This window comes from Nocardia sp. JMUB6875 (genome assembly GCF_041154655.1).
Lineage (GTDB): Bacteria > Actinomycetota > Actinomycetes > Mycobacteriales > Mycobacteriaceae > Nocardia.
Genome location: NZ_BAAFGR010000018.1, coordinates 14,840 through 35,518 on the forward strand (window position 1 = coordinate 14,840; position 20,679 = coordinate 35,518).

Sequence of the window (20,679 nt, forward strand, 5' to 3'; positions counted from 1 at the left end):
GCAATGAGAAGGATGTCCGTTTTACGCGATGGAGCGCGTCCGCACCTGAATTCCGCTGCCGATACCGCCGCCGGAATTGGCGTCGATCTCGCTCAGAATCGCGCGCACCGGGATGCCCAGCGACGCCGTTCCACCGTACTGCGCCAACTGGGTATTGGCCTCGTTGCAGTTCGGCGCGTCGGCCGCGTTCGAACCGCTGGTGATGCCCAGCGCCAGCGTGCCGGTCACGATCGCGCCGCCGCTGTCACCGCCCAGGGTGCAGGCGCTGGAGGCGAAGCCGCGCACCGTCTTCGACACGCCCTCGGCGGTGTAGAGCTGGGTCTCGACCCGGTCGGCCACCACGAAACCGCAAGTGAAGGTGGAGGATTGGCCCGACTTGCAGACCGGCGCGCCGGTGATCGGATCGGCCACCCCGGTGATGGCGAGCGTGGTGCCGTTGGCGCCGCGCACCACCGGCTGATCCATGCCCGCGCGCACCGCGTCGTCGTTCAGCTTGATGACCGAGTAATCGAGTCCACTGCGGCCGCCCAGGTTCGAGGAGACGAAGCTGCCCGCCTTCGGGCTCGACACCAGGTTTTTCACATTCGGAATGTAGACATCGGCGCCGATGCCCTTGTCGACATTCGGATTGCAATGCCCGGCACTGATGTTCAGCGGGTTACCGGCGGAATCCACGCTGTTGAAACCGAACGAGCAGACATCCACGCTGTGCAGCGCGGCATCGCTGAGCGGAGTCGGCGCGGTGATGTAGGTGTCGCCGCCCATCGGACGCCGTTCCACCGGGCCGCCGGAATCCGGCGACAGCATCACCTTGATATTGGCGATCAGCGTCGGCAGGTTGAGCAAATGGCCCGCCGGGGTGTTCGCGACGCTGAGCACCAGCTGGCTGTTGAGGAAGTCGATGGCGACCGAGTTGATGGCGCTGGACAGATCCCGCGGCAGCGCGGTGATCCACATGTTCAGCTGATCGGCCGAGTTCTCCAGATTGTCGGCGCTGATCGGGGCCAGCCGGGTCTGGTAGCCGTCGGCGGCGGCGATCTTGGCGGCGTCGAGCGAGGTGACGGCCATGACCGGCTTGCCGTCGGTGCCCAGCCAGGCGCCCGCGAAGTCGTCGGGGCGCTGGGAGCGGAATCCGGTGGCGTAGTCCCGCAATTGCTGGGCCTTCTCGGAGCGCTCCAGGTATTCGGCGGGCGTCATCTTCAGATCGCGCTGGATGGCCGTGACGAGCTCGGCCGGAAGTTTCTCGGCGGCAAGCTGATCCGGGGTGTCCGCGGTGGCGGTGCTGAGCAAGGGACCGATCAGGACGGTCGAGGCGAATGCGACGGTGGCAGCTCGAACCGTGGCGCGGCGCGCCATGAACTTGCGCATGGAGTCCCTTCGTAGTGCACCAGCAGACCGACAGTTCCGGGGCCGGATCCGGTTACCTTCCGGAAGGTCGGTCAGCGCACCACTTTAGGGCACAAACCACGGATGGTCGCTACGAAATCAGCGCGGAAGCTGTCCCCAGGGATCCTGCACCACCGGAGGTTGCGGGATTTCGAACGTCGGCACCGGCGGGTACTGGTAGATCGGCGGGTACGGGCGTGTCGTGGTGGGCGGCGTGGTGCGCGGGGTGGTCGTCGGCGCCTCGGTGGTGGTGGGCGGCGGCGTGGTGGTGGGCGGGGCCTCGGTGGTCGCCGGGGCGTCCACCACATCGGCGGGCGGCGCGGCCGCGGTCGGATGCTCCGATCCGGTGGGCGGCAGCAGCGGCGGGGCCACACCCGCGGTGGCGTTCGGCTCGGAACGCACCTCGCCGCGCGGCGGGCCGGGCGTGGAATCGTCCTGGCGCAACACCGCGGCGACCCCGATGCCACCCAGCAGCAAACCGATCACGGCGGCGACGGCGGCGATGATGTAGGGACCCCGGTTCGCCTTCGGCGGGTGCGCCGCGGGCACCGCGGGAATGCCGCGGGTGACGGGCGGCTCGGCGGTGGTGACGGCCGGGACCGCCTCCGAATAGGCCTGGGCCAGTTCCGAACCCTTGAGGGCGGGCAGCACGTCGGTGACGTCGGCGGCATTGGCGGCGGACGCGGTGGCATCGGGCGGGGTCAGCCCGGCCGGAGTGGACAGCACCGCCGCCAGCGCCGCGCGGGCGGCTTGATAGGCGAGGGTCTTGCCGGTGTCCGCGTCCGCCGGGGGTAGGTCGCGCTCGGCGACCAGCACCACCGACTTCAGGCCCAGATAGTCGAGGGCCTCGCGCAGCGAGCGGACATGGGTCTCGGGCCAGCCGGTCGGATGGGTCAGGTAGAACTCGGCCGGGCCGTTGAGGTGCTCGGCGGCCTGGCCGATGAGGCAGAAGACGGCGGTGGCCATCAGATCCTCGGCGCGGTACGCCTCGCCGTCGTCCACCGGCAGCCCGGCCGGATCGCCCACCGCGGCCACGAAGCCGCGGATCGAGTGCGTATAGCCCTCGGGCGCTTCGCCGCCCAGCACGGCGTCGCCGTCCTCCGACATGTGCAGCACGGACTCGCGCACCGTGTAGTGCACCGGGAGTGTGGCGTCGTCGCCGGTCACCACGGCGACGACGGATTCGTCGTCCGCGATGCGCAGGCCCACCCCAGTGGCCATCCTCGTTACCTCACTCGGTGCGTCAGGGATCTCTCGCGCCGGGTCAGACGAGGAGTGATCCGTGACCCATGGCGCGAAGCATTGACAATAACTCCGAACGCGAGCCCGCACCGATTCGACGTCTCATCCGGGCCACGTGATGTTCCACGGTTTTGGCCGAGATATAGAGCCGGGCCCCGATCTCGCGATACGTCAAGCCCAGCAGCACCAGTTCGGCGACCTCGCGCTCGCGTTCGCTGAGCACCGTATCGGTGATCGGCTCCGGACGCGGTTGCGGGGCCGACGGCGCCGGGGCGCGCACCGGCGACTCGTGCGGCCGGGCCTGGGCGCGCAGCGTGCGGGCCAGCTTGAGCAGGGCCGTCGCGGTGGCCGAATCCCCGGCCGCCAGCGCGGCCTCACTGGCCAGCCGGGCCGCGTCCCAGCGCAGGCCGAGCCCGGACAGCCGGGCCACCGCGCCCTCCACCCGCTCCCGCGTCACCTGACCGCGCAGCACCAGCACCCAGGTGCGGCCCGCGTCGGCCAGCGCCGCGGCCTGCGGATCGCCCGCCGCCGCGGCCGTCTTGAGCCGAAGGGCATGCGGCAGCAGCGCTTCCGGGCTCTCCTGCGCGATGGCGGCCTGGATCGCGTACCAGTGGAAGGCATTCGACCAGGCGGGCGGCTGGCCGAGGCGGCGCAGCAGCTCGTCGGCGGCGGTCACCAGCGCGGTCAGCCGGGCCTCGTCGCGCAGCCGGATGCCGGCCAGCCACAGCTCGCCGATGGGCAACAGGGTCAGCAGATCCGCGCCGACCTCGTCGAACAGGGGCGCGGCCTGCTGCCAGGCCAGCGCCAGGGCCGCGTGGTCGCCGCCGCGCCGGGCCAGCCCGACCAGCACGCCGTGCGCGAGCAGGCGATCGCGCGGATCCAGTTGCGCGAGCGGGACATCCGCCATCAGCGTTGCCGCCGAATGCTCGTCGCCGCCCAGCATGGCCACCCACGCGCCCAGCACCAGGCGCTGGGGATCGCGGGCGGGTCCGCGCAGGGCGTCGGCCGCCCGGCGCGGATCACCCATGCTCAGGCACAGCAGCACCGCGATGGACACCGCCGAGCACGGCAGGAACCGGTCGCCGCCGTCATCGGCGGGGGCCGGGCCGGAGTGCGCGGCCTGGATCAGGGCCGACGCCGCCGCGACCGCCGCACCGCGATGCGCCAGTGCGGGACTCGCGAAACGCCGCGCCGCCAGTGTCGTCGGCGGGCGCGGGACGGCCTGCAGCTCCGCGGTGAATCCCGTTGTCGCCGAGGGAGATTTGAAGGCCCGGGCGTTCCCCGCCGAGGGTTGCGTCGGTGCGCCGATCGGGCGCCCGGGACCGCCCTGGACTGGGTCGGCGCCGCCCTGGCGGACCTGGCCGATACCGTCCTGACGGACTCGATCGGAACCCACGCGCGGGTCGCCGCCGCGGCCCGCGCCGTACCGGGCGGGGGTTTCGCCGGATCCGATGGAGTCGAGGATGGCGTTGGCGATCAGGGCGGCGCGCGAGGTGGCCTCGGTGGGCGGCCATTGCGCGGAGTTCACCGAGAGTGTCTGCGCGCCTTGGACATCGCCGGAGAGATAGAGGACGGTGGCGGCGACGGCCCAGTCCGGGCCCACGCGGGTGGGACCCAGCCAGGTGTAGAGCTGCGCGGCGCGATCGGCGAGACCGCGGCGGGTCCAGACGCCCGCGCAGATGCGCACCGCGGCGGCCAGGTCGGCCAGCGGGATGTCCGGATCGGCCAGGGTGGGTTCGGCCAGGCGCAGCGCGGTGTCGCCGTCCCCGGCCCGCGCCGCGGCATCGGCCCAGCGCACCGCCAGGGCGTCCGGATCGGCGCCGGCGGCGGCCGCGGCCGCGTAGTGACGGACGGCCTCCTCGCCCGCCTTCTCCGCTGCGGCGCACAGGAATTCGGCCAGCCGCTCGTCGCGGACGCCGGATTCGGCGAGCAGCAGCGCGGTGTGGGCGCGCAGCAGCCCGGCGTCCAGGCGCGCGTGCAGCAGGCGGCGGGCCACGCTCAGGAAGCGGCGGTCCCCGACCAGGGTGCGCAGCGGCGGGACGGCCGGGGCGAGCAGCAGATCGGCGTCGGTGACCAGGGCGCTGCCGCGGGCCCGGTCCACCAGATCCTGGGCGGCCGCGGGCGCGAGATCCAGGACCTCGGCGAGCTCGCCGGTGTCCAGGCCCGCGCCGATGGCCGCCACCACCAGCGCGTCCAGCAGGTCCGGGTCGGCGTCGTCGAGGCGGGCGCGCGCCCACGCCGTGACCGCCTGATCGACCGCGGAAACGCCCGCGTCCAGACGGGTCGCGCAGGCCGCGGTCAGGGCCGCCACCACGCCGCCGTGGATGCCGCCGGTCTGGCGGTGGATGTGCTGGGCCAGGCCGCGCGGCACCATCATGCCCAATTCCCGTGCGAACGGGGCGATCTCGGTCGCGCCCAGGGCGCGCAGATCGATGACGCGGCCGCGGCGTGCCACCAGATCGGTGAGCCCCCGCAGTCGCATGTCGTGCGGGCGCGGGCGCAGCGCGATCACCACCGGGAATTCCCCGGAATCCACCGCCGCGCAAAGCATGTCGAACTCGGCCGGGCCGAGCGCGTGGGCATCGTCCACGACCAGCGCCATGCGGCCGCGCTGCGGATGACCGTCGGCGCGCGGCGCGGCGGGCGGCCGCAGCGCGTGCACCGGGCTGTCGGTGTGTGCGATGCCGCGGGCCCGCAGCCGGGCCCGGACGGCGCCCAGGAGGGTGGACTTACCGGTGCCGGAACGGCCCCGGATGAGATACAGCGCGGCGGCCGCATCGTCGGAATCGAGTTCCCGGAATATCTCTCGCGCGCCCGGGAGCGAATCGAGCGCGACTGGGGTCATGCCTGTCACGAAGAACCAACTCTCAGCCGCCGGTGTGCGGAACGATCTGCGGCGCCGGAATGGCGTTGCCGAGACCATCGACGGCGTTGTTCAGGGCTCCGGGGAGCGAGGGGGCAGCGGGCGCCGGCACCTGCGTCGGTGGCTGCGGCGGCTGGGGAGCCGGGGTCTGCGGCTGGGGAGCCGGGGCGGGCGGCTGGGTCTGCGGTGACTGCGGTGTCGCCGGATTCTGCTGTGGCGCCGGGGCTTCGGCCTGGCCGCCGGACTGATCGGCGGCCGCCGGGGCGGGGGCGGCGACGGTGCCGGCCGTATTGCCGGGCCGATCCGCGCCCGGCTGCGCGGGCTTGGTGGCGACGATCGGGCTGCCCGCCACGGGTGTCGGCTGGCCGGGGGCGGCGCCGTCACCGTTCGGGGCGGGTGCGTTCAACGCCGCCGCGGAGGTCGAAGGGGATTGCGGGCCGGCCGGATTCGCGGGCGTCGTGGACTGGCCGCCGGTGCCCATGGCCAGGGTTCCGGTGGCGATGGCGGCCACCGCGATGGCGGCCGCGCCGATCACCGCGACGCGCTTCCAATGACGGAAGCCGCCGGACTCCTCGACCGGTAGCTCCGGCAGGGATGGGATATGTCGGGGCGCAATGGATTCCGCCGTGGTCCCCGGAGTGCCGGACGGCGTTGCCGCCGCGGTGTCGAGCGATCCGGCGGGGGTGTCGGCCGGAATCCGTTGCGGGAGACCGGCGGCCGTGCGTGGCGTCGGCAGCGCCGGACCGCCGCCGGCCTCGGCGTGGGCGACGCCGCCGATCGCGATGGCCGGATGCGCCTCGGTGTCGAGGGTGTCGGCGAGCAGGTCGGCGGCCAGCAGGGCCGCGCCGTGCGCGCTCAGGTGGGCCGGATCGGCGGCGGCCGCGACCGGGACGCCGAATTCGGTGGACAGCATTTCGGTTACCAGCGGTATGCTCGCGCCGCCGCCGGTGAGCAGGAAGCCGTCCAGATCGGCGGCGGCCACGCCCGCGCGGCGCAGGGCCTCGCGAATCAGGTCGATGGAGCCGAGCAAGGGTCCGCGCAGCAGATCCTCGATATCGTCACGAACAAGTCGAACGTCCATTTGGCTGAATCCGGGCAAACGCACGGGGACCACCGTGGCGGTATTTGTGGAGAGCGTTTCCTTCGCAATTTTGCAGCGCTGGCGGAGCGCCGCCAATTCTTGTTCCACCAATGGGTCGAAAGGATCGAAATCCTTATCGCCGACCGCATGGGCCAGCACGTAACGCATTGTCAGCAGATCGAATTCGGAGCCCGCCACGGCGGTGGTACGTACCGGTTCGCCGAGCAGTCCCGACATGGCTCCGGTGCGCGCCACCGAAACGGTCAGACCGGTCGCGCCCAGGTCGTACACCGCCATCGCGCCGTCGTGGCTGGACTCGTGCACCTCCTGCAGCCAGCGCATGGCGGCCGTGGGCTCCGGAACCAGGGCCACGGCGTCCAGCCCGGCCTCGGCCAGCGCCGTGCGTTGCGTCTCGACGGTGTGCTGTGACCACCACGCCGGATAGCAGGCGACCGCGGCCTGCGCCGGTCCCGCCTGATCCATCGCCCGGCCGATGGCCGCGGCCACCAGATCCGCGGCGCGAACAGCGGTTCCGTCGCCGGTGCGAATGTCCACGGGATCCCCGACCCGGGACAGGAAACTATCCGGAACCTCCGGCTCCGCGCCCATCATGCTGGGCCCCGTATGCGCTCTGTGCTGTCCCCCCGAAGTCGTCACGGCAACGGTATTCGACGACCCGACGGTGATGCCGAGCGCCAGCCCCTGACTCATTCGAGTTCCCCTGTCATTACCAAACACGCGGTGGGTGAAGCGCGTGCTGCCCGAAAGCTCTTGTGTCCGATATGTGCGAAAACCTCGGTTCGGGCCTGCCTGCCCACCGAGCCTGTCGGTAGCTGGGGGACTGTCGTTACCGATTCCCCGAGAGGTATGGGGAAATTCCCCTAATGTCCACCTTCCCCCGTAACTGAGAGTTGCCGGAGTTGGGGGAGTTCACCCCGTTATGCGTAACGCGTCGGCTTCCTAACGTGAAAGGCACATCGAGCAGTGCGGGTCAACGGGGCCCGCCCATCCAGGGAGTTGATTCGCCATGAGCCCCAACGCAATTCTCGAGTTCATCCTCAACCTGCTGCGCGACCACGAGGCCGCCGTCAGCTATTGCACCAATCCCGGTGCGGCGCTGGTCGCCGCCGGACTGGACAACGTGACCCCGGAGGACATCGCGGCCGTCGCGCCCATGGTGGCCGAGTCCGCGCTGGTTGCGGGAGGTTCGCAGCTTTCCGCCATCATCGCGGCGGGCGGGGCGGGCCTCGGCGCCGACGCCGGGCTGGGCGGCTCCGCCGGGCTGGCAGCCGACACCGGCCTCGGGGTCGGCGCCGGGGTGAACGGCGGGGTCGGCGCCAACGGATCGGTCGCACTCGGCGACACCGTGGGCGTCAACCTCGGCACCACCGCCGCCACCGGAGTGGTCCTCAACGGCGGCACCGGCCTGGACCTGGGCCTGTCCACCGGCCTCGGCGCGGCCGTCGACCTGGGCGCGGGCCTGACCACCGGCCTGGAGACCGGCCTGGAGGGCGCGATCGGCGCGGCCACCCAGGGCGGCGCGGACATCACCACCGGCCTGACCGCCGCCCTCGCTCCGACCGGAAACATCGAAACCGGCCTCGGCGCAAACCTTTCCGCCGCGGTCGATGCCGCCAACGCGGTGGGCGCGGACCTGCAGACCGGAATCAACGGTGGCGCGCACGTCGGTACCGATCTCGGCGCGCAGCTCGGAAACGGGCTGGAGACAGGCATTTCGGGCGTGGGGAATGTCGCGACCCAGATCGGGACCGGCCTCGACACCGGCCTGCACGCGGGCGCGGATCTCGGCGGTCAGGTCGGAAGTGGTTTGGAGACTGGTATTTCCGGTGTGGGGAACGTTGGAACCCAGGTGGGAGCCGGGCTCGACACCGGCCTGCACAGCGGTGTGGATACCGGGCTCACCGGGGTCGGCAATGCTGTGGCCGCTGTTGGGACCGGGCTGGATGCCGGGGTTTCCGGTGCGGGACAGGGTGTCGGTGGCGTGCAGGTGGGCAGTGGCCTCGACGGCGGGGTGCACGGGGGGACCGCGGTGGATGCCGGGCTGCACGGGGTCGGGGTCAATCCTTGGGCCGGAGTGGATGTTTCGAAGGCATTCGGGGGCGGGGTGCACGCGGCGACCGGGCCGGACGCGTCGCTGTTCGCGGATGGCGGGGCGCACACCGGAGCGCAGCTCGGGACGCATGTCGGCGGGGACATCGTCGGCGACATGCTGCACTCGTAGGACGAGGGGTCGCTCACCGCGGTTCCGCCGCGGTGAGCGAGGTCCCTCCGGAACAGATACGGCTGGAATAGGTTCGGTGAGTTGGCTGTGACGAGCACGGTGGCGGCGAATCCGCTGTTGACGATGGTGTCGGAGACCATCGCGGTGGCGCGGGCGGCGCACCGCGGGGATCTGGTCGCCAGGCTGGAGACGGTGGCGGGCAAGGTGCGGGATCCGCGGCGGCGGATCCTGGTGGCCGGGTTGGGGAATCAGGGCAAGAGCCGATTCGTCAACGCGCTCGTCAATCTGGACGTGTGCCCGGTGGCCGACGATGCGGCCACCGCGGTCACCACGGTGCTGTCCTACGGAGCCGAACCGCGCGCCACCCTGGTCGCCGCGGGCGCGGACGGCGGTGAGAACCCCCGGGAGCCGGTGCCTTTCGAGGCGATTCCCCGGGTCACCGGCCGCAGCCCGCAGGGGCGGCCGGTGCTCCGGCTGGAGCTCGAGGCGCCGAGTCAATTGCTCGCCGATGGCATCGTCATCGTCGATACACCCGGGCTGGGCGCACACGGAACCACCGGAGCCGCAACGGTTCTCGGCCAGGCCCCGGGCGCGGACGCGGTGTTGGTGCTGACCGACGCTTCCACCGAGCTCACCGAGACCGAGGTGGATTTCCTGCGTCAGGTGCGTGCCCTGTGCCCGGCGGTCGCGGTGCTGGTCACCAAGATCGACCTGTACCCGCACTGGCGGCAGGTGTTCGAGGCCAATCGGAAGCATCTGCGCGCCAATGAACTCGAGCTGCCGATGCTGCCGGTCTCGGCTGTCCTGCGCGCCCACGCCATGCTGCTGCGGGACGAGGGCCTGGGCCGGGAATCCGGGTTCGGGCTGGTGTTCCAGTTCCTGCGCGAGCAGGTGGTGGCCCGTGATCAGGCGGCCCTGCAGCGCGCGGTCGCCCTCGACATCAGTTCCGCCGCGGAACATCTGGCGCTGGCGCTGGGCAGTGAGCTGGTGGCGCTGCGCGATCCGGCGCGGGGCGCGGCCGCGATCCGGGAACTGCATGCCGCCCGCGCCGAGGCCGAGCAGCTGCATCGTCACACCGCCGCCTGGCAGCAGACCCTCGGCGACGGCATCACCGACCTGGCCGGGGACATCGACCACGATCTGCGCGACCGCCTGCGCGGTATCGCCCGCACCGCCGAGGACTGGATCGACGAGCACGATCCCGGCCGCCACTGGGACAGCATGGACGAATGGCTCACGGCCACCGTGGGTTCCGCCGTCGGCGACAACCTGGTGTGGACCGGCACCCGCGCGGTGCGGCTGGCCGAGCGGGTCGCCACCCATTTCACCGAGCTGGGCGCGGTCGACCTCCCCGAGGTCCGTGACACCCTCGACGGCGCTTCCCGCACCGCCTCCTGCACGCTGGCCGATCTGGAACCCGATCTGGGCCTGAGCCACAAGCTGCTGGTGGGCGTGCGCGGGTCCTACGGCGGCGTGATCATGGCGGGGATGGCGGGCACCATGGCCGGGATGGCGCTGATCAACCCGCTCTCGCTGGGCGCGGGAGTCCTGCTGGGCGGCAAGGCCTTCAGCGATGACAAGAAGGCCCGCCTGGCCAAGCGCCGCGCCGACGCCAAGCTGGCGGTGCGCCGCTATCTCGACGACATCGCCTTCCACGCGGGCAAGGAGACCAAGGACCGCCTGCACCGCATTCACCGCCTGCTGCGCGACCACTTCACCGCCATCGCCGACCGCACCCTGCGCTCCCTCGACGAATCCCTGCGCGCCGCCCAGGAGGCCGCCAACCTCGAATCGGCCCGCCGCACCGAACGCGCCGCCGAACTGGACCGCCGCCTCCGCGTGGTGGCCGAACTCCGCCATCACGCCAACGCCCTCCTCGGCCCCGAGCCTCCCGCTCCCGGTGCGCTGCCCCAACTCCCGCCCGCCGCCGGGTGACGGGCCTGAGAACTGGGAATCGGCTGTGAGGGCGGCGCGGATCTGATAACGATTCGGCGCGTCCGGGCGAATGCCAGGCGATGCGTGGAGGTGCGGAGTGAGCGGTGTCGGCTACGGCGTGGTGCCGGAGACGCGCGGGCTGGTGGCGGCGGCGCGGCGGGCGCTGGGGGAGCGGCCGCGGGTGCGCGGGGAGCTGGAGGAATGCGCGCGGCGGCTGGACGAGCCGTTGCGGGTGGCATTGGCGGGGCAGCTCAAGGCGGGTAAGTCGACTCTGCTGAACGCGCTGGTGGGGCAGGACATCGCGCCCACGGACGCGACCGAGTGCACGCGACTGGTCACCTGGTATCGGAACGGCACCGCACCGCGGGTGACCGCGTACAGCGCGGACGGGGCCCGCGCCGATGTGGTGGTGCGGCGCGGGCGCGGCGCCGAGGGGTTGCCGGGCGCGCATGGGCTCACCTTCGATCTGTCGGCGCTGCGCTGGGATGCGCCGACGCCGCGCGAGGTGGATCGGCTGGCGGTGGAATGGCCGTCGGCGGAACTGACCCAGACCACCATCATCGATACGCCCGGCATCTCGTCGCTGTCGAAGGAGGTGTCGGCCCGCACCTCGCGGCTGCTCACGCCCGGCGGTACGGGACCGGCGCTGCCGCCCGCCGACGCCGTCCTCTATCTGCTGCGCCGCCTCGATGCCGCCGATGTCGACTTCCTCGAGCGCATCGGGGCCGGTTCCGGTGGGAGCGGCGTTGCGCCGCAGAGCTTCTCGGGTCCGCTCGGGGTGATCGGCGTGGTGTCGCGGGCCGACGAGATCGGGGCCGGGCGCATCGACGCCCTGCACTCGGCGCGCGATGTGGCCGCCCGCTTCGCGGCCGAACTGGAGCGAACCGGCCTGTGCCAGTCCGTGATTCCGGTGGCGGGCCTGCTCGCCTTCGCCGCCGCCACGCTGCGGCAGCGCGAATACGACGCCTTCGAGGCGCTGGCCGGGATCCCGGTGGACGAGCTGACCGCCGCCCTGCTGTCCGCCGACCGCTTCGCCCATCCGGACCTGCCGCTCCCGGTGCCCGCGGAACTGCGCGCCCACCTGGCCGCCCGCTTCGGACTCTTCGGCATCCGCCTGGCCGTCACCCTGATCCGCCTGGGCGTGCGCGGCGCCCAGGCGCTGGCCGCCGAACTCACCGAGCGCAGCGGGCTCGAGGAACTGCGCACCGTCCTCGACGTCCAATTCGCCCAGCGCGCGGACGAATTGAAGGCGCATTCGGCGCTCACCGCCCTGGCCCGGATCCTCACCGCCAATCCGGGTTCCGCCGCCGACGCGCTGCTCCCCCGCGTGCGCACCCTGCTCGCGGACGTCCACGGCTTCGCCGAACTCCGCCTGCTGGCCCACCTGCGCACCGACGAATTACCCCTCCCCGCCGACGATCTCGCCGAACTGCACCGCCTGATCGGCGGCACGGGCGTCGCGCCCACCCTGCGCCTGGGACTGTCCGCGCACACCGATATCGCCACCCAGCGCGAGGTGGCGCTGGCCGCCGTCCAGAAGTGGCGGGCCCGGGCGCGGCACCCGCTGGCCGATCAGTTCTTCGCCAATGCCTGTCTCACGGCGGCGCGCAGCGCGGAGGGTCTCCTGGACATCCTCCACGAGCCCCCGACCACCCCGTTTCCCGCGCTGCGGCCGAACGCCTAGCTCACGGCGTCACTCGGTCACTGCGCGGATCGACGAGGATCTTCGCGTGGTGGTCGGGTGAGGCGAGGGTGGTGAAGGCGGCGTCGATGCCGTCGAGGCCGACCGTGCCGGTGATCAATGGCGACGGGTCCACCTTGCCGTCGGCGATGATGTGGAGCGTGTCGCGGAATTCGCCCGGGTCGTAGCCGAGGACGAAGCGGATTTCGATCTCCTTGTTGATGGCGGTGGCGGGGTGGAAGGCGTCCTGTTGCATGCAGACGCCGACCACGACCACGCGGGTCATCGGCGGTGCGGCGGTGAGGATCTGATCGATGATGCCGGGGACGCCTACGCATTCGAAGACGACCGGTCCGGCGGGGCCGCGGTTGAGGGTGTGGGCCGCGCGGAAGAGGTACCACCACGGAATATTGGGGATTCGGCGCAGGCGTTCCATCGCGTCGAAGCCGAGATTGAGGAAGTCGGCCGCACCGGTGATGCGCGGCTTCTTCGGCGTTGCCTCCCAGGGTGATTCGGTCCCGGGATCGACCACGACGTCGGCCCCGCACTGCCCCGCCAGTTCGCGGCGGCGCGGTGAGAAGTCGCTGGCGACCACGGTGCGCACGCCCGCCGCCTTCAGCATGGAGATGACCGCGAGGCCGATCGGCCCGCAGCCGATGACAAAGGCCGTCTGCCCCTTGGTGATACGGCTCTTGCGGACCGCGTGCCAGGCCACCGCCATGGGTTCGGTGAGCGCGGCGTGGTCGGGCGAGAGTCCGTTGGGGACCTCGAAGGTCATGGCTTCCTGGACCAGCACCTGTTCGGCGTAGCCGCCGGGCGCGTGGACGGACAGGCCCGTCAGTTCCGGCTGGCGGCCGGTGCGCAGGATGGGCAGCGCCACCACGGGCGTGCCGGGCTTCCAGCGGCGCCGGGTGCCGGGGCCGTATTCGGTGATCTCCCCGGTGAATTCGTGTCCCATCACCACCCGCTGATCCGAGCGCATGAAGCGGTCGTAGCCGGTGGCGGCGGCCAGTTCGGCCATCTCGTCGCAGTGCACGCGCGCGTGCAGGTCGGATCCGCAGATGCCGCAGCGGGTCACGCTGATCAGTACTTGTCCCGGCCCGGGTACGGGGGTCGGCAGGTCCTCGACCTGGAATTCGCCCTTGCTGACCACGGCCGCGCGCATGACTGTCTCCCATCGAAAGTCGCTGTCGGTCCGAATTCTTCACCGATGCGGACCGCGGGTCCGGTGATTTCACCGAACCCGCGGCCATTCGCCGGACGTCGGGAGTCAGACGGCGACGAGTTCCTCATCGTCTTCCGCGGCCTCGTGCTGCTCGAGCTTCGTATCGCCCGGCAGCGCCAGGAATCCGACGCAGACCAGCGCCATCAGCCCGATGCCCCACAGCATCGTGTAGTCGAAGGTATGCGCGAAGTTGACGGCATTCGCCTCCTCGCCCGCGCGCGTGAGGGTCTGTCCGACACCGGCATTCATGGCCGGGGCGGACTGGCAGCTGGCCGGGACCACCGTCGGATCGACCTCCGCGGACCGGTCCTGCACGCAGGCCTTGAAACCGGCCAGGATCTCATCCTGCGCCGGACCGGGCACCCCGGCCGCCGACAACTCGGTCCGGGTCTGCGCCGCGACCGAATCCACACCCCGCGCCGAATCATGATCCAGCTGCGCGAAGAACAGGATGCCGACCAGCGCCACGCCGAGCGCCATGCCCAGCTGCTGCCCGGTATTGAGCAGCCCGGACGCCGCCCCGGCCTCGCGGTCGGGAATCTGACCGAGCAGCATGTCGATGGTCGGCGCGACCACGATGCCGAACCCGATGCCGGTCACGATGAGCGGCAGCACCATTTGCCAAGAGGCGAAATCGGATTCGTAGTGCGCGGCCATCGCGCCGTACAGCCCGAACCCGCCCGCGGTGATCAGCCCGCCCGCCAGCAGCACCCACTTGCCGAACTTCGGCGCCAGCACGCTCACCGACACGCCCGCGCCGATGCCCGCGCCGACCGCGAAGAACACCGAGGTGAGCCCGGCCCGCATGGGCGACCAGCCCAGTCCGGCCTGCATGAACAGCGTCCAGATCAGGAAGAACCCACCGAAGCCGATCCAGAACAGCAGCCAGCTGGCCAGGCCCACGGTGAACGGCTTGGACCGGAACAGCTCCAGATCGATCAGCGGCGACCCGACGGTCCGGGCCCGCCACCGCTCGTACACGCCGAACACCGCGAACACCACGGCCGACGCGCCGATCATGACGAAGGTCCAAGCGGGCCAATCCAATCGGCGTCCCTCGTTGAGCGGGTACACCAGCAGCAGCACCGCGGACACGGCCAGCACCATGCCGACGATGTCCAGCCGCGGCGCGTGCGCGGAACGCGAGTCCCGCATCACCACGGCCGCCGCGGCCAGCGCCGCGATGCCGACCGGCACGTTCACCAGGAAGATGGGCCGCCAGTCCAGATCGAACAGATTCCATTGCACGAGCAGCCCGCCCAGCGACAGGCCCACCGCGGAAGCCGACCCGCCGACGCCGCTGTAGACCGCGATCGCCTTGGCGCGCTCCTCCTTCGGGAAGGTGACGCGAATGATGGCCAGGATCTGCGGCACCATGAGCCCGGCCATGGCGCCCTGCAGGAAGCGGGAGCCGATGAGCAGCGCCGGTGAGGTGGCCAGGCCACAGGCGAGTGAGGCGAGGGTGAATCCGGCCACGCCGACCAGGAACAGCCGCTTGCGGCCGTAGATGTCGCCGAGCCGGCCGCCGGTGATCAGCACCGCCGCGAAGGACAGCACGTAGGCGGCGATGATCCATTCGATTTCGGAGTAGGCCGCGCCCAGATCTTGCTGGATGCTCGGCACGGCCACATTGACGATGGTGACGTCGAGCAGGTCCATGAATCCGGCGGCCAGCACGACGGCGAAGGCGATCCAGCGGCGTGGATCGAGGGTTGGGGTTCTGTCGGTATCCACTTCGAACTCTCTTCGATTCGGACGGAGGTGGAGGGCCCGGTTCAAACTATGCACCTGAAGTGATTATCAATCAAGTGGGCAATCATAAATAGGGCGTTGCCGTGCGTTAAAGTAGGCGGATGACGGACGCCGAACCAGCCCGCACCCCGCTCTTCGAAAGTGCCGCATTCCTGTTGGGGCAGTTGGGATCTCACTCCGCATACCGCTTCGATCAGCTGCTCGAACCGCTGGGCATCAAGCCGCCGCAGTACGGGACATTGCGGCTGCTGGAGGCCAATGACGGCCGGACCCAGCAGCAGTTGTGCGATGCGCTCGGGATCCATCGCAATGTGATGGTCAGCCTGATCGACGCCCTCGAACAGCGCGGCCTGGTCGAGCGGCGCCGGCATCCGGTCGACCGCCGCGCCCATGCCGTGCACCTGCTGCCCGCCGGGCACGAGACCATCGCCCGCGCGGCCGAACTCGCCGACCAGCTCAACGCCGAACTACTGGCTCCGCTCGATCCGGAGGACCGGTCGGCAATGCTCGCCGGGCTGCAGCGGATGGCCATCGGCAATGGCCTGACGCCGGGCGTGCACCCGGGGCTGACGGTCGAGCCGGGGACCATGCCGATATATGACCCACATCACATCTAGGCCCGGTCACAACCCGCCGGGGCGTGTGTCCAACCAGGTGTAGGCAACTTCAGCTGGAAGGACACTCCGATGGCCACCATCGACGTTCTGGACTCGTTCATCAACTACTCCGACACCGGCAGCGGGGACATTCCGGTCGTCTTCCTGCACGGCAACCCCACCTCGTCCTACCTGTGGCGCAATGTGATTCCGCACGTGAGCGGCGAGAACCGGGTCCTGGCACCGGATCTCATCGGCATGGGCGCCTCCGGCAAGCCGGACAGCGACTACCGCTTCGTCGACCACGCCCGCTACCTGGACGCCTGGTTCGACGCCCTGGGCCTGGACGATGTGGTGATCGTGGGCCACGACTGGGGCGGCGCGCTCGGCATGGACTTCGCCGCCCGGCACCCGGGCCGGGTGCGCGGCATCGCCGTGGTCGAGACGTTCCTGCGCCCGCTGCACTGGTCGGATCTGCCGCCGCAGGGCGAGCAGCTGTTCCGCCGGTTCTGGTCGCCGGAGGGCGAGCAGATGGTGCTCGAGGACAATCTGTTCATCGAATTCAACCTGCCCACCGCCATTCCCAGCCTGACCCCGGAGGCGCACGACGCGTACCGCGCGCCCTACCCGACCCCGGAGTCGCGCAAGCCCATGCTGGCGTGGCCGCGGGCCTTCCCGATCCTCGACGAGCCCGGCGACACCGTGGCCATCGTCGAGAACTACGACCGCTGGATGGCCGAGAGCCCCGAGGTGCCCAAGCTGGTCATGCACGTCGACCAGGGTGTGGGCCTGGGGGCGCCGGAGGTGATCGAGTGGGCGGCCGAGACCTTCGCGTCGGCCGAGACCGTGAACATCGGACCGGCCGGGCACCACTGCCCGGAGGAGCAGCCCGACAATATCGGCCGCGCCGTCGCGGACTGGATTCGGCGGCACGCCTTGACCACCGCCGCAGCCGTGGCCTGATCCGACCCTGTCCGGAGCGCCCGGCGATCCCTAAGCTGGCGGCATGGACGCCGGGCCGGACATCGAGGAACGCGAACTGATCGCACGGGCGCTGGCGGGCGATCGCGCCGCCGTCTCGGATGTGGTTCGGCTGCTGCAGGATCCGATCTATCGGCTGGCGCTGCGCATGGTGTGGCGCCCGGCCGATGCCGAGGACGCCACCCAGGAGATCCTGCTGCGGGTGGTCGGCAATCTCGAAAGCTTCAGGGGCGAGGCGAAACTCACCACCTGGGCCTACCGGATCGGCGTCAACTACCTGCTGAATCTCAAGCGGCAGACGCCCCAGGAGGCGGCGCAGCTCAGCCTCGACCAGTACGGCGAGGGACTGAAAGACGGTCTGGCCGAAGAGGATTACCGCGGACCGGAATCCACCCTGCTGGTCCACGAGGTGCGGCTGAACTGCAGCCAGGCCATGCTGCAGTGCCTCAGCCGCGACGAACGGGTCGCCTACGTGCTCTCCGAGGTGTTCGGGGTGAGCTCCGAGGAGGCCGCCTGGATCGTCGACGCCACCCCCGCCGCGTATCGGAAACGGTTGGAGCGGGCCAAGAAACGGCTCGGCAACTTCCTCAACGCGGCCTGCGGACTGGCCAATCCGGAGGCGTTCTGCCGGTGTTCGCGGCGCGTGGACAAGGCCCTGGAACTGGGCCGGGTGGATCCGCGCCGACCGGCCTTCGCCCGGCATCCGATCACGCCGGGTGGGCGCGGGGTCGAGGAGGCCGAGCGGCAGATGGTGCGCTTGCACGATGCCGCGGCCGTGCTCGGCGCGCACCCGGATTACGCCGCGCCGCGGGCGAGAATGGAGGCCATCGCGGGCCTGCTGCGCTCGGGCCGGTTCCCGCTACTGGAGTGACGCGGTAGCGCCGTACTTCTTCTCGTAGGCCCAGGGCGCGATTTCCGCGCTCACCTCGGTCACGTCCGGGTGGTGGCCGTTCGAACAGTCCAGTCGCACACCGACTTCCCCGCCGCAGCCGGTGTGCCGGTAGGTGACCGGCGGCCCGTCCGGCGCGGCCCAGCGGTCGCCCCACGCGGTGAGCGCGAGAATGACCGGCTTCAGGTCCAGTCCCTTGGCGGTGAGCAGGTATTCGGTGTGGCCGGTGCCGGTGCGCTGTTCGAAGATGCCGGCCTCGACGAATTCGGCCAGCCGTTTGGTCAGGATGTTCGGCGCGATGCCCAGCGCGCGCTGGAACTCGGTGAACCGGGTCATCCCCGCGAACATGGCATTGCGCACGATGAGCAGGCTCCAGCGCTCGCCAACGAGCTCGAGCGTGCGGGCGGCCGAGCAGACCTCGCCCTCGTACATGCGTCCCAACATGACTCCAGATTGACCCAATCGCTTGTGTGAAGCAAGTAAGCGCGCTATCGTCATGCAAGTAGAAAGGCAGGCAAATACCTGCCAAACACTCCACTCCGATCCTGAGGAACGGGACCTGCCATGACCGATCAGAACTTCACCGTCAGCATCACCGTCGACCGCACGCCCGCCGAGGTCTTCGCCGCCGTCCTGGACGCCCGCGGGTGGTGGGGCCGGGACATCGTCGGCGGCACCGAGCGCGCGGGCGACCGGTTCGTCTACGAGGTGCCGGGTGTGCACCGCAGCGATATCGAACTCACCGAGGTGGTCCCGAACAGCCGCGTGGTGTGGCTGATCAAGGACAACTGGTTCTCCTTCGTCGAGGACAAGACCGAATGGGTGGGCAACGAAATCCGTTTCGATATCACCGAAACCGACGGGGGCACCGAACTCCGCTTCACTCAGATCGGGCTCGTCCCGTCCTATGAGTGCTACGACAAGTGCTCTCCGGCGTGGACCTTCTACATCGCCGAGAGCCTGCGCGACCTGGTCACCACCGGCAAGGGTCAGCCCAATGAACTGCCCGGCCAGAAAGAGGCCATCGAGGCCGCGAAGGCGTAGATATTCAGTCCTCGCCCAGCAGGTTTCGCGCGATCGGGACCACCTGTCGCGCGAAACGCTGCACCTGATCCACATCGAATCCCGGCGGCCAGTAGATGAAGGTATCGAACCCGGCATTGCGGGCCAGGCCGAAGATGATTTCCGCCCATTCGTCCGGTGAGCCGTGAATCGGGTCGGAGCCACGGGGATTCGGGTGCAGCGGCCGGTCGCTCACCACGCCCGGCAGGGCGGCCAGCCGGGTGATGGTGCGCGGATCGCGGCCCACCGACCGCGCCACCGCGTCGATCCGGGCATTGGCGTCGGGCCACTGCTCCCACGGCATCCAATTCGGCAGGGGCGCAACCCATCCGTCGGCCGCCGACCCGATCAGATCGAGCGCGTGCGGGCCCATCGCGCCCAGCCAGATGCCGATCGGATGGACCGGCGCGGGCCCGCCCTCGATGCCCTGCACGGTGTATTCGGTCCCCACCACCGAAACCATCTGCCCCGGACGCCATTCCGCGCGAATGACGGCGATTCCCTCGGCGAGCGCCATGAGCGCGGCGCGGCCCTTGCGCGCCGGGCCGCCCATGGCGATCACGCCGCTCTCGAAAGCGCCCGCACCCAAACCCAATTCGAACCGCCCGCCGCTGAGCAGGTCGAAGGTGGCGGCCTGCTTGGCGATCATGGCGGGCGTGCGCAGCGGCAGATTCGCCACGCCGGGATATACGCTGACCCGCCGGGTGGCCGCCAGGCACGCGCCGATCACCGCGAGGGCGTCCCCGAACTGGGCGTTGTAGGGGTGGTCCTGAATGGCGACCAGATCCAGGCCCTCGACGTCGGCGGCCACGGCCATATCGATGACATCCGGCAGCGCGGACGCGACGGGCGGGATCGAAATACCGAACCTTGCCTTCATCGAGCCTCCTCACCAGCGGAATCGACGATTTCGATCTTCATGGTCGAGCCCTGGGATACCCGGCATTTCGGACGTCCGCCCCGCATTCGGGCGTGTCTGAGAAGCCGCCCGGCGCGGGGCGATGGCCGCACGTTTGCGCCCGGCACACTCGGATATGCCCGAGAAGGGAAGGCAGGTGCCGCATGAACGCTCACACCGACGACCGCCACACGGTTCGCGCCCTGCTGGAGCGGGCCGGCACCAGCTACGCCGCCCAGGCCGGAATCCGCCTGTCCGACAAACCCGCACCCCTGTTCCAGCTGCTCGTGCTGGCCCAGCTGCTGGGTCACCGCATCTCCGCGGATATCTCGGTGGCCGCGGCCCGGGAACTGTTCGAAGCCGGATACACCACGCCGCGGCGGATGGCCGAGGCCGAATGGTCGGATCTGGTCCACACCCTCGGCCGCGGCCACTACGTCCGCTACGACGAATCCACCGCGACCCGGCTGATCGCCAACGCCTCGGAACTGCTCGAGCACCGGTCCGGCGATATGCGCGGGCTCGCAGCCGAATCCGGCCACGATCCCGCCCGTCTCGCGGCCCTGCTGCAGCGCTTCGAGGGCATCGGCCCGGTCGCGGCGGACATCTACCTCCGCGAGGTGCAGGACACCTGGACGTGGTTGCGGCCTTACTTCGACGACCGCGCCCGGCGCGGCGCGGCCGAACTCGACCTGCCCACCGATCCGGCCGCCCTGGACAGCCTCAACCTCACCGGCCGCGACGCCGAACTCGCCGCCGCCCTGGTGCGCGTCACCCTCGATCACGAGCTGCGTGACGAGATCCGCGCGGCGGCCCGCTGACCGGGCCTTTAGAAGCCGAACGGTC

General features: G+C 70.7%; 16 protein-coding genes. 8 read left to right on the plus strand and 8 right to left on the minus strand.

The annotated features are described in order from the left end of the window. Positions 1–21: 21 nt before the first annotated feature. From ACAM49_RS07185 to ACAM49_RS07200, 4 genes are all read right to left on the minus strand, one after another. The gene (locus ACAM49_RS07185) at positions 22–1,368 is read right to left on the minus strand and encodes a S1 family peptidase (protein ID WP_369634653.1); all 1,347 of its coding nucleotides are present in this window, start codon (positions 1,366–1,368) and stop codon (positions 22–24) included. A gap of 117 nt (positions 1,369–1,485) precedes the next feature. Further along, positions 1,486–2,607 (minus strand): hypothetical protein, encoded by a 1,122-nt coding sequence (locus tag ACAM49_RS07190; RefSeq protein ID WP_369634654.1) that lies wholly within the window; start codon positions 2,605–2,607, stop codon positions 1,486–1,488. Between the two features lie 43 nt (positions 2,608–2,650). Further along, positions 2,651–5,473: a LuxR C-terminal-related transcriptional regulator gene (locus ACAM49_RS07195; RefSeq protein WP_369634655.1), complete on the minus strand. Its 2,823-nt coding sequence runs from the start codon at positions 5,471–5,473 to the stop codon at positions 2,651–2,653. Between the two features lie 22 nt (positions 5,474–5,495). Next, on the minus strand, positions 5,496–7,283 hold the full coding sequence (locus ACAM49_RS07200) for an Hsp70 family protein (RefSeq protein ID WP_369634656.1): 1,788 nt from the start codon (positions 7,281–7,283) through the stop codon (positions 5,496–5,498). A 316-nt stretch (positions 7,284–7,599) separates the two neighbouring features. On the opposite strand from ACAM49_RS07200, the gene ACAM49_RS07205 reads away from it, so the two are divergent. The 3 genes from ACAM49_RS07205 to ACAM49_RS07215 all read left to right on the plus strand — a co-directional run bounded on the left by ACAM49_RS07205 (position 7,600) and on the right by ACAM49_RS07215 (position 12,433). Continuing rightward, entirely contained in the window at positions 7,600–8,814 is a 1,215-nt protein-coding gene (locus tag ACAM49_RS07205; RefSeq protein ID WP_369634657.1) for an IniB N-terminal domain-containing protein, read from the plus strand. Positions 8,815–8,937: 123 nt separating this feature from the next. After that, positions 8,938–10,749, plus strand: coding sequence for a dynamin family protein (locus ACAM49_RS07210; protein ID WP_369634700.1), 1,812 nt, complete (start codon positions 8,938–8,940; stop codon positions 10,747–10,749). Between the two features lie 142 nt (positions 10,750–10,891). Next, a complete protein-coding gene (locus ACAM49_RS07215; RefSeq protein ID WP_369634701.1) occupies positions 10,892–12,433 on the plus strand; it encodes a dynamin family protein in 1,542 nt (513 codons plus the stop codon). A gap of 1 nt (position 12,434) precedes the next feature. Here the strand turns inward: ACAM49_RS07215 and ACAM49_RS07220 are convergent, their stop codons facing one another. Together ACAM49_RS07220 and ACAM49_RS07225 are read right to left on the minus strand one after the other, a co-directional pair. Beyond that, positions 12,435–13,595, minus strand: a complete 1,161-nt coding sequence (locus tag ACAM49_RS07220; RefSeq protein ID WP_369634658.1) for a zinc-binding dehydrogenase — start codon at positions 13,593–13,595, stop codon at positions 12,435–12,437. Positions 13,596–13,700: 105 nt separating this feature from the next. Then, positions 13,701–15,389 carry an MFS transporter gene (locus ACAM49_RS07225; protein WP_369634659.1) on the minus strand — a complete coding sequence of 563 codons (1,689 nt, stop codon included), beginning with the start codon at positions 15,387–15,389 and terminating at the stop codon, positions 13,701–13,703. Positions 15,390–15,508: 119 nt separating this feature from the next. Between ACAM49_RS07225 and ACAM49_RS07230 the strand changes: the two genes are divergently transcribed. From ACAM49_RS07230 to ACAM49_RS07240, 3 genes are all read left to right on the plus strand, one after another. Beyond that, entirely contained in the window at positions 15,509–16,024 is a 516-nt protein-coding gene (locus tag ACAM49_RS07230; RefSeq protein WP_369634660.1) for a MarR family winged helix-turn-helix transcriptional regulator, read from the plus strand. Between the two features lie 69 nt (positions 16,025–16,093). Beyond that, positions 16,094–16,966, plus strand: a complete 873-nt coding sequence (locus ACAM49_RS07235) for a haloalkane dehalogenase (protein ID WP_369634661.1) — start codon at positions 16,094–16,096, stop codon at positions 16,964–16,966. 43 nt (positions 16,967–17,009) lie between these two features. Further along, the gene (locus ACAM49_RS07240; RefSeq protein ID WP_369634662.1) at positions 17,010–17,855 is read left to right on the plus strand and encodes an RNA polymerase sigma factor; all 846 of its coding nucleotides are present in this window, start codon (positions 17,010–17,012) and stop codon (positions 17,853–17,855) included. On the opposite strand, the gene ACAM49_RS07245 is transcribed toward ACAM49_RS07240, so the two are convergent. Next, positions 17,844–18,317 (minus strand): winged helix-turn-helix transcriptional regulator, encoded by a 474-nt coding sequence (locus tag ACAM49_RS07245; RefSeq protein WP_369634663.1) that lies wholly within the window; start codon positions 18,315–18,317, stop codon positions 17,844–17,846. The genes ACAM49_RS07240 and ACAM49_RS07245 overlap by 12 nt on opposite strands. A gap of 120 nt (positions 18,318–18,437) precedes the next feature. Between ACAM49_RS07245 and ACAM49_RS07250 the strand changes: the two genes are divergently transcribed. After that, entirely contained in the window at positions 18,438–18,917 is a 480-nt protein-coding gene (locus ACAM49_RS07250; protein ID WP_369634664.1) for an SRPBCC domain-containing protein, read from the plus strand. Positions 18,918–18,921: 4 nt separating this feature from the next. Here the strand turns inward: ACAM49_RS07250 and ACAM49_RS07255 are convergent, their stop codons facing one another. Then, positions 18,922–19,815, minus strand: a complete 894-nt coding sequence (locus ACAM49_RS07255; RefSeq protein ID WP_369634665.1) for an LLM class flavin-dependent oxidoreductase — start codon at positions 19,813–19,815, stop codon at positions 18,922–18,924. Positions 19,816–19,997: 182 nt separating this feature from the next. Between ACAM49_RS07255 and ACAM49_RS07260 the strand changes: the two genes are divergently transcribed. Then, the gene (locus tag ACAM49_RS07260) at positions 19,998–20,654 is read left to right on the plus strand and encodes an endonuclease (RefSeq protein WP_369634666.1); all 657 of its coding nucleotides are present in this window, start codon (positions 19,998–20,000) and stop codon (positions 20,652–20,654) included. Positions 20,655–20,679: the final 25 nt, after the last annotated feature.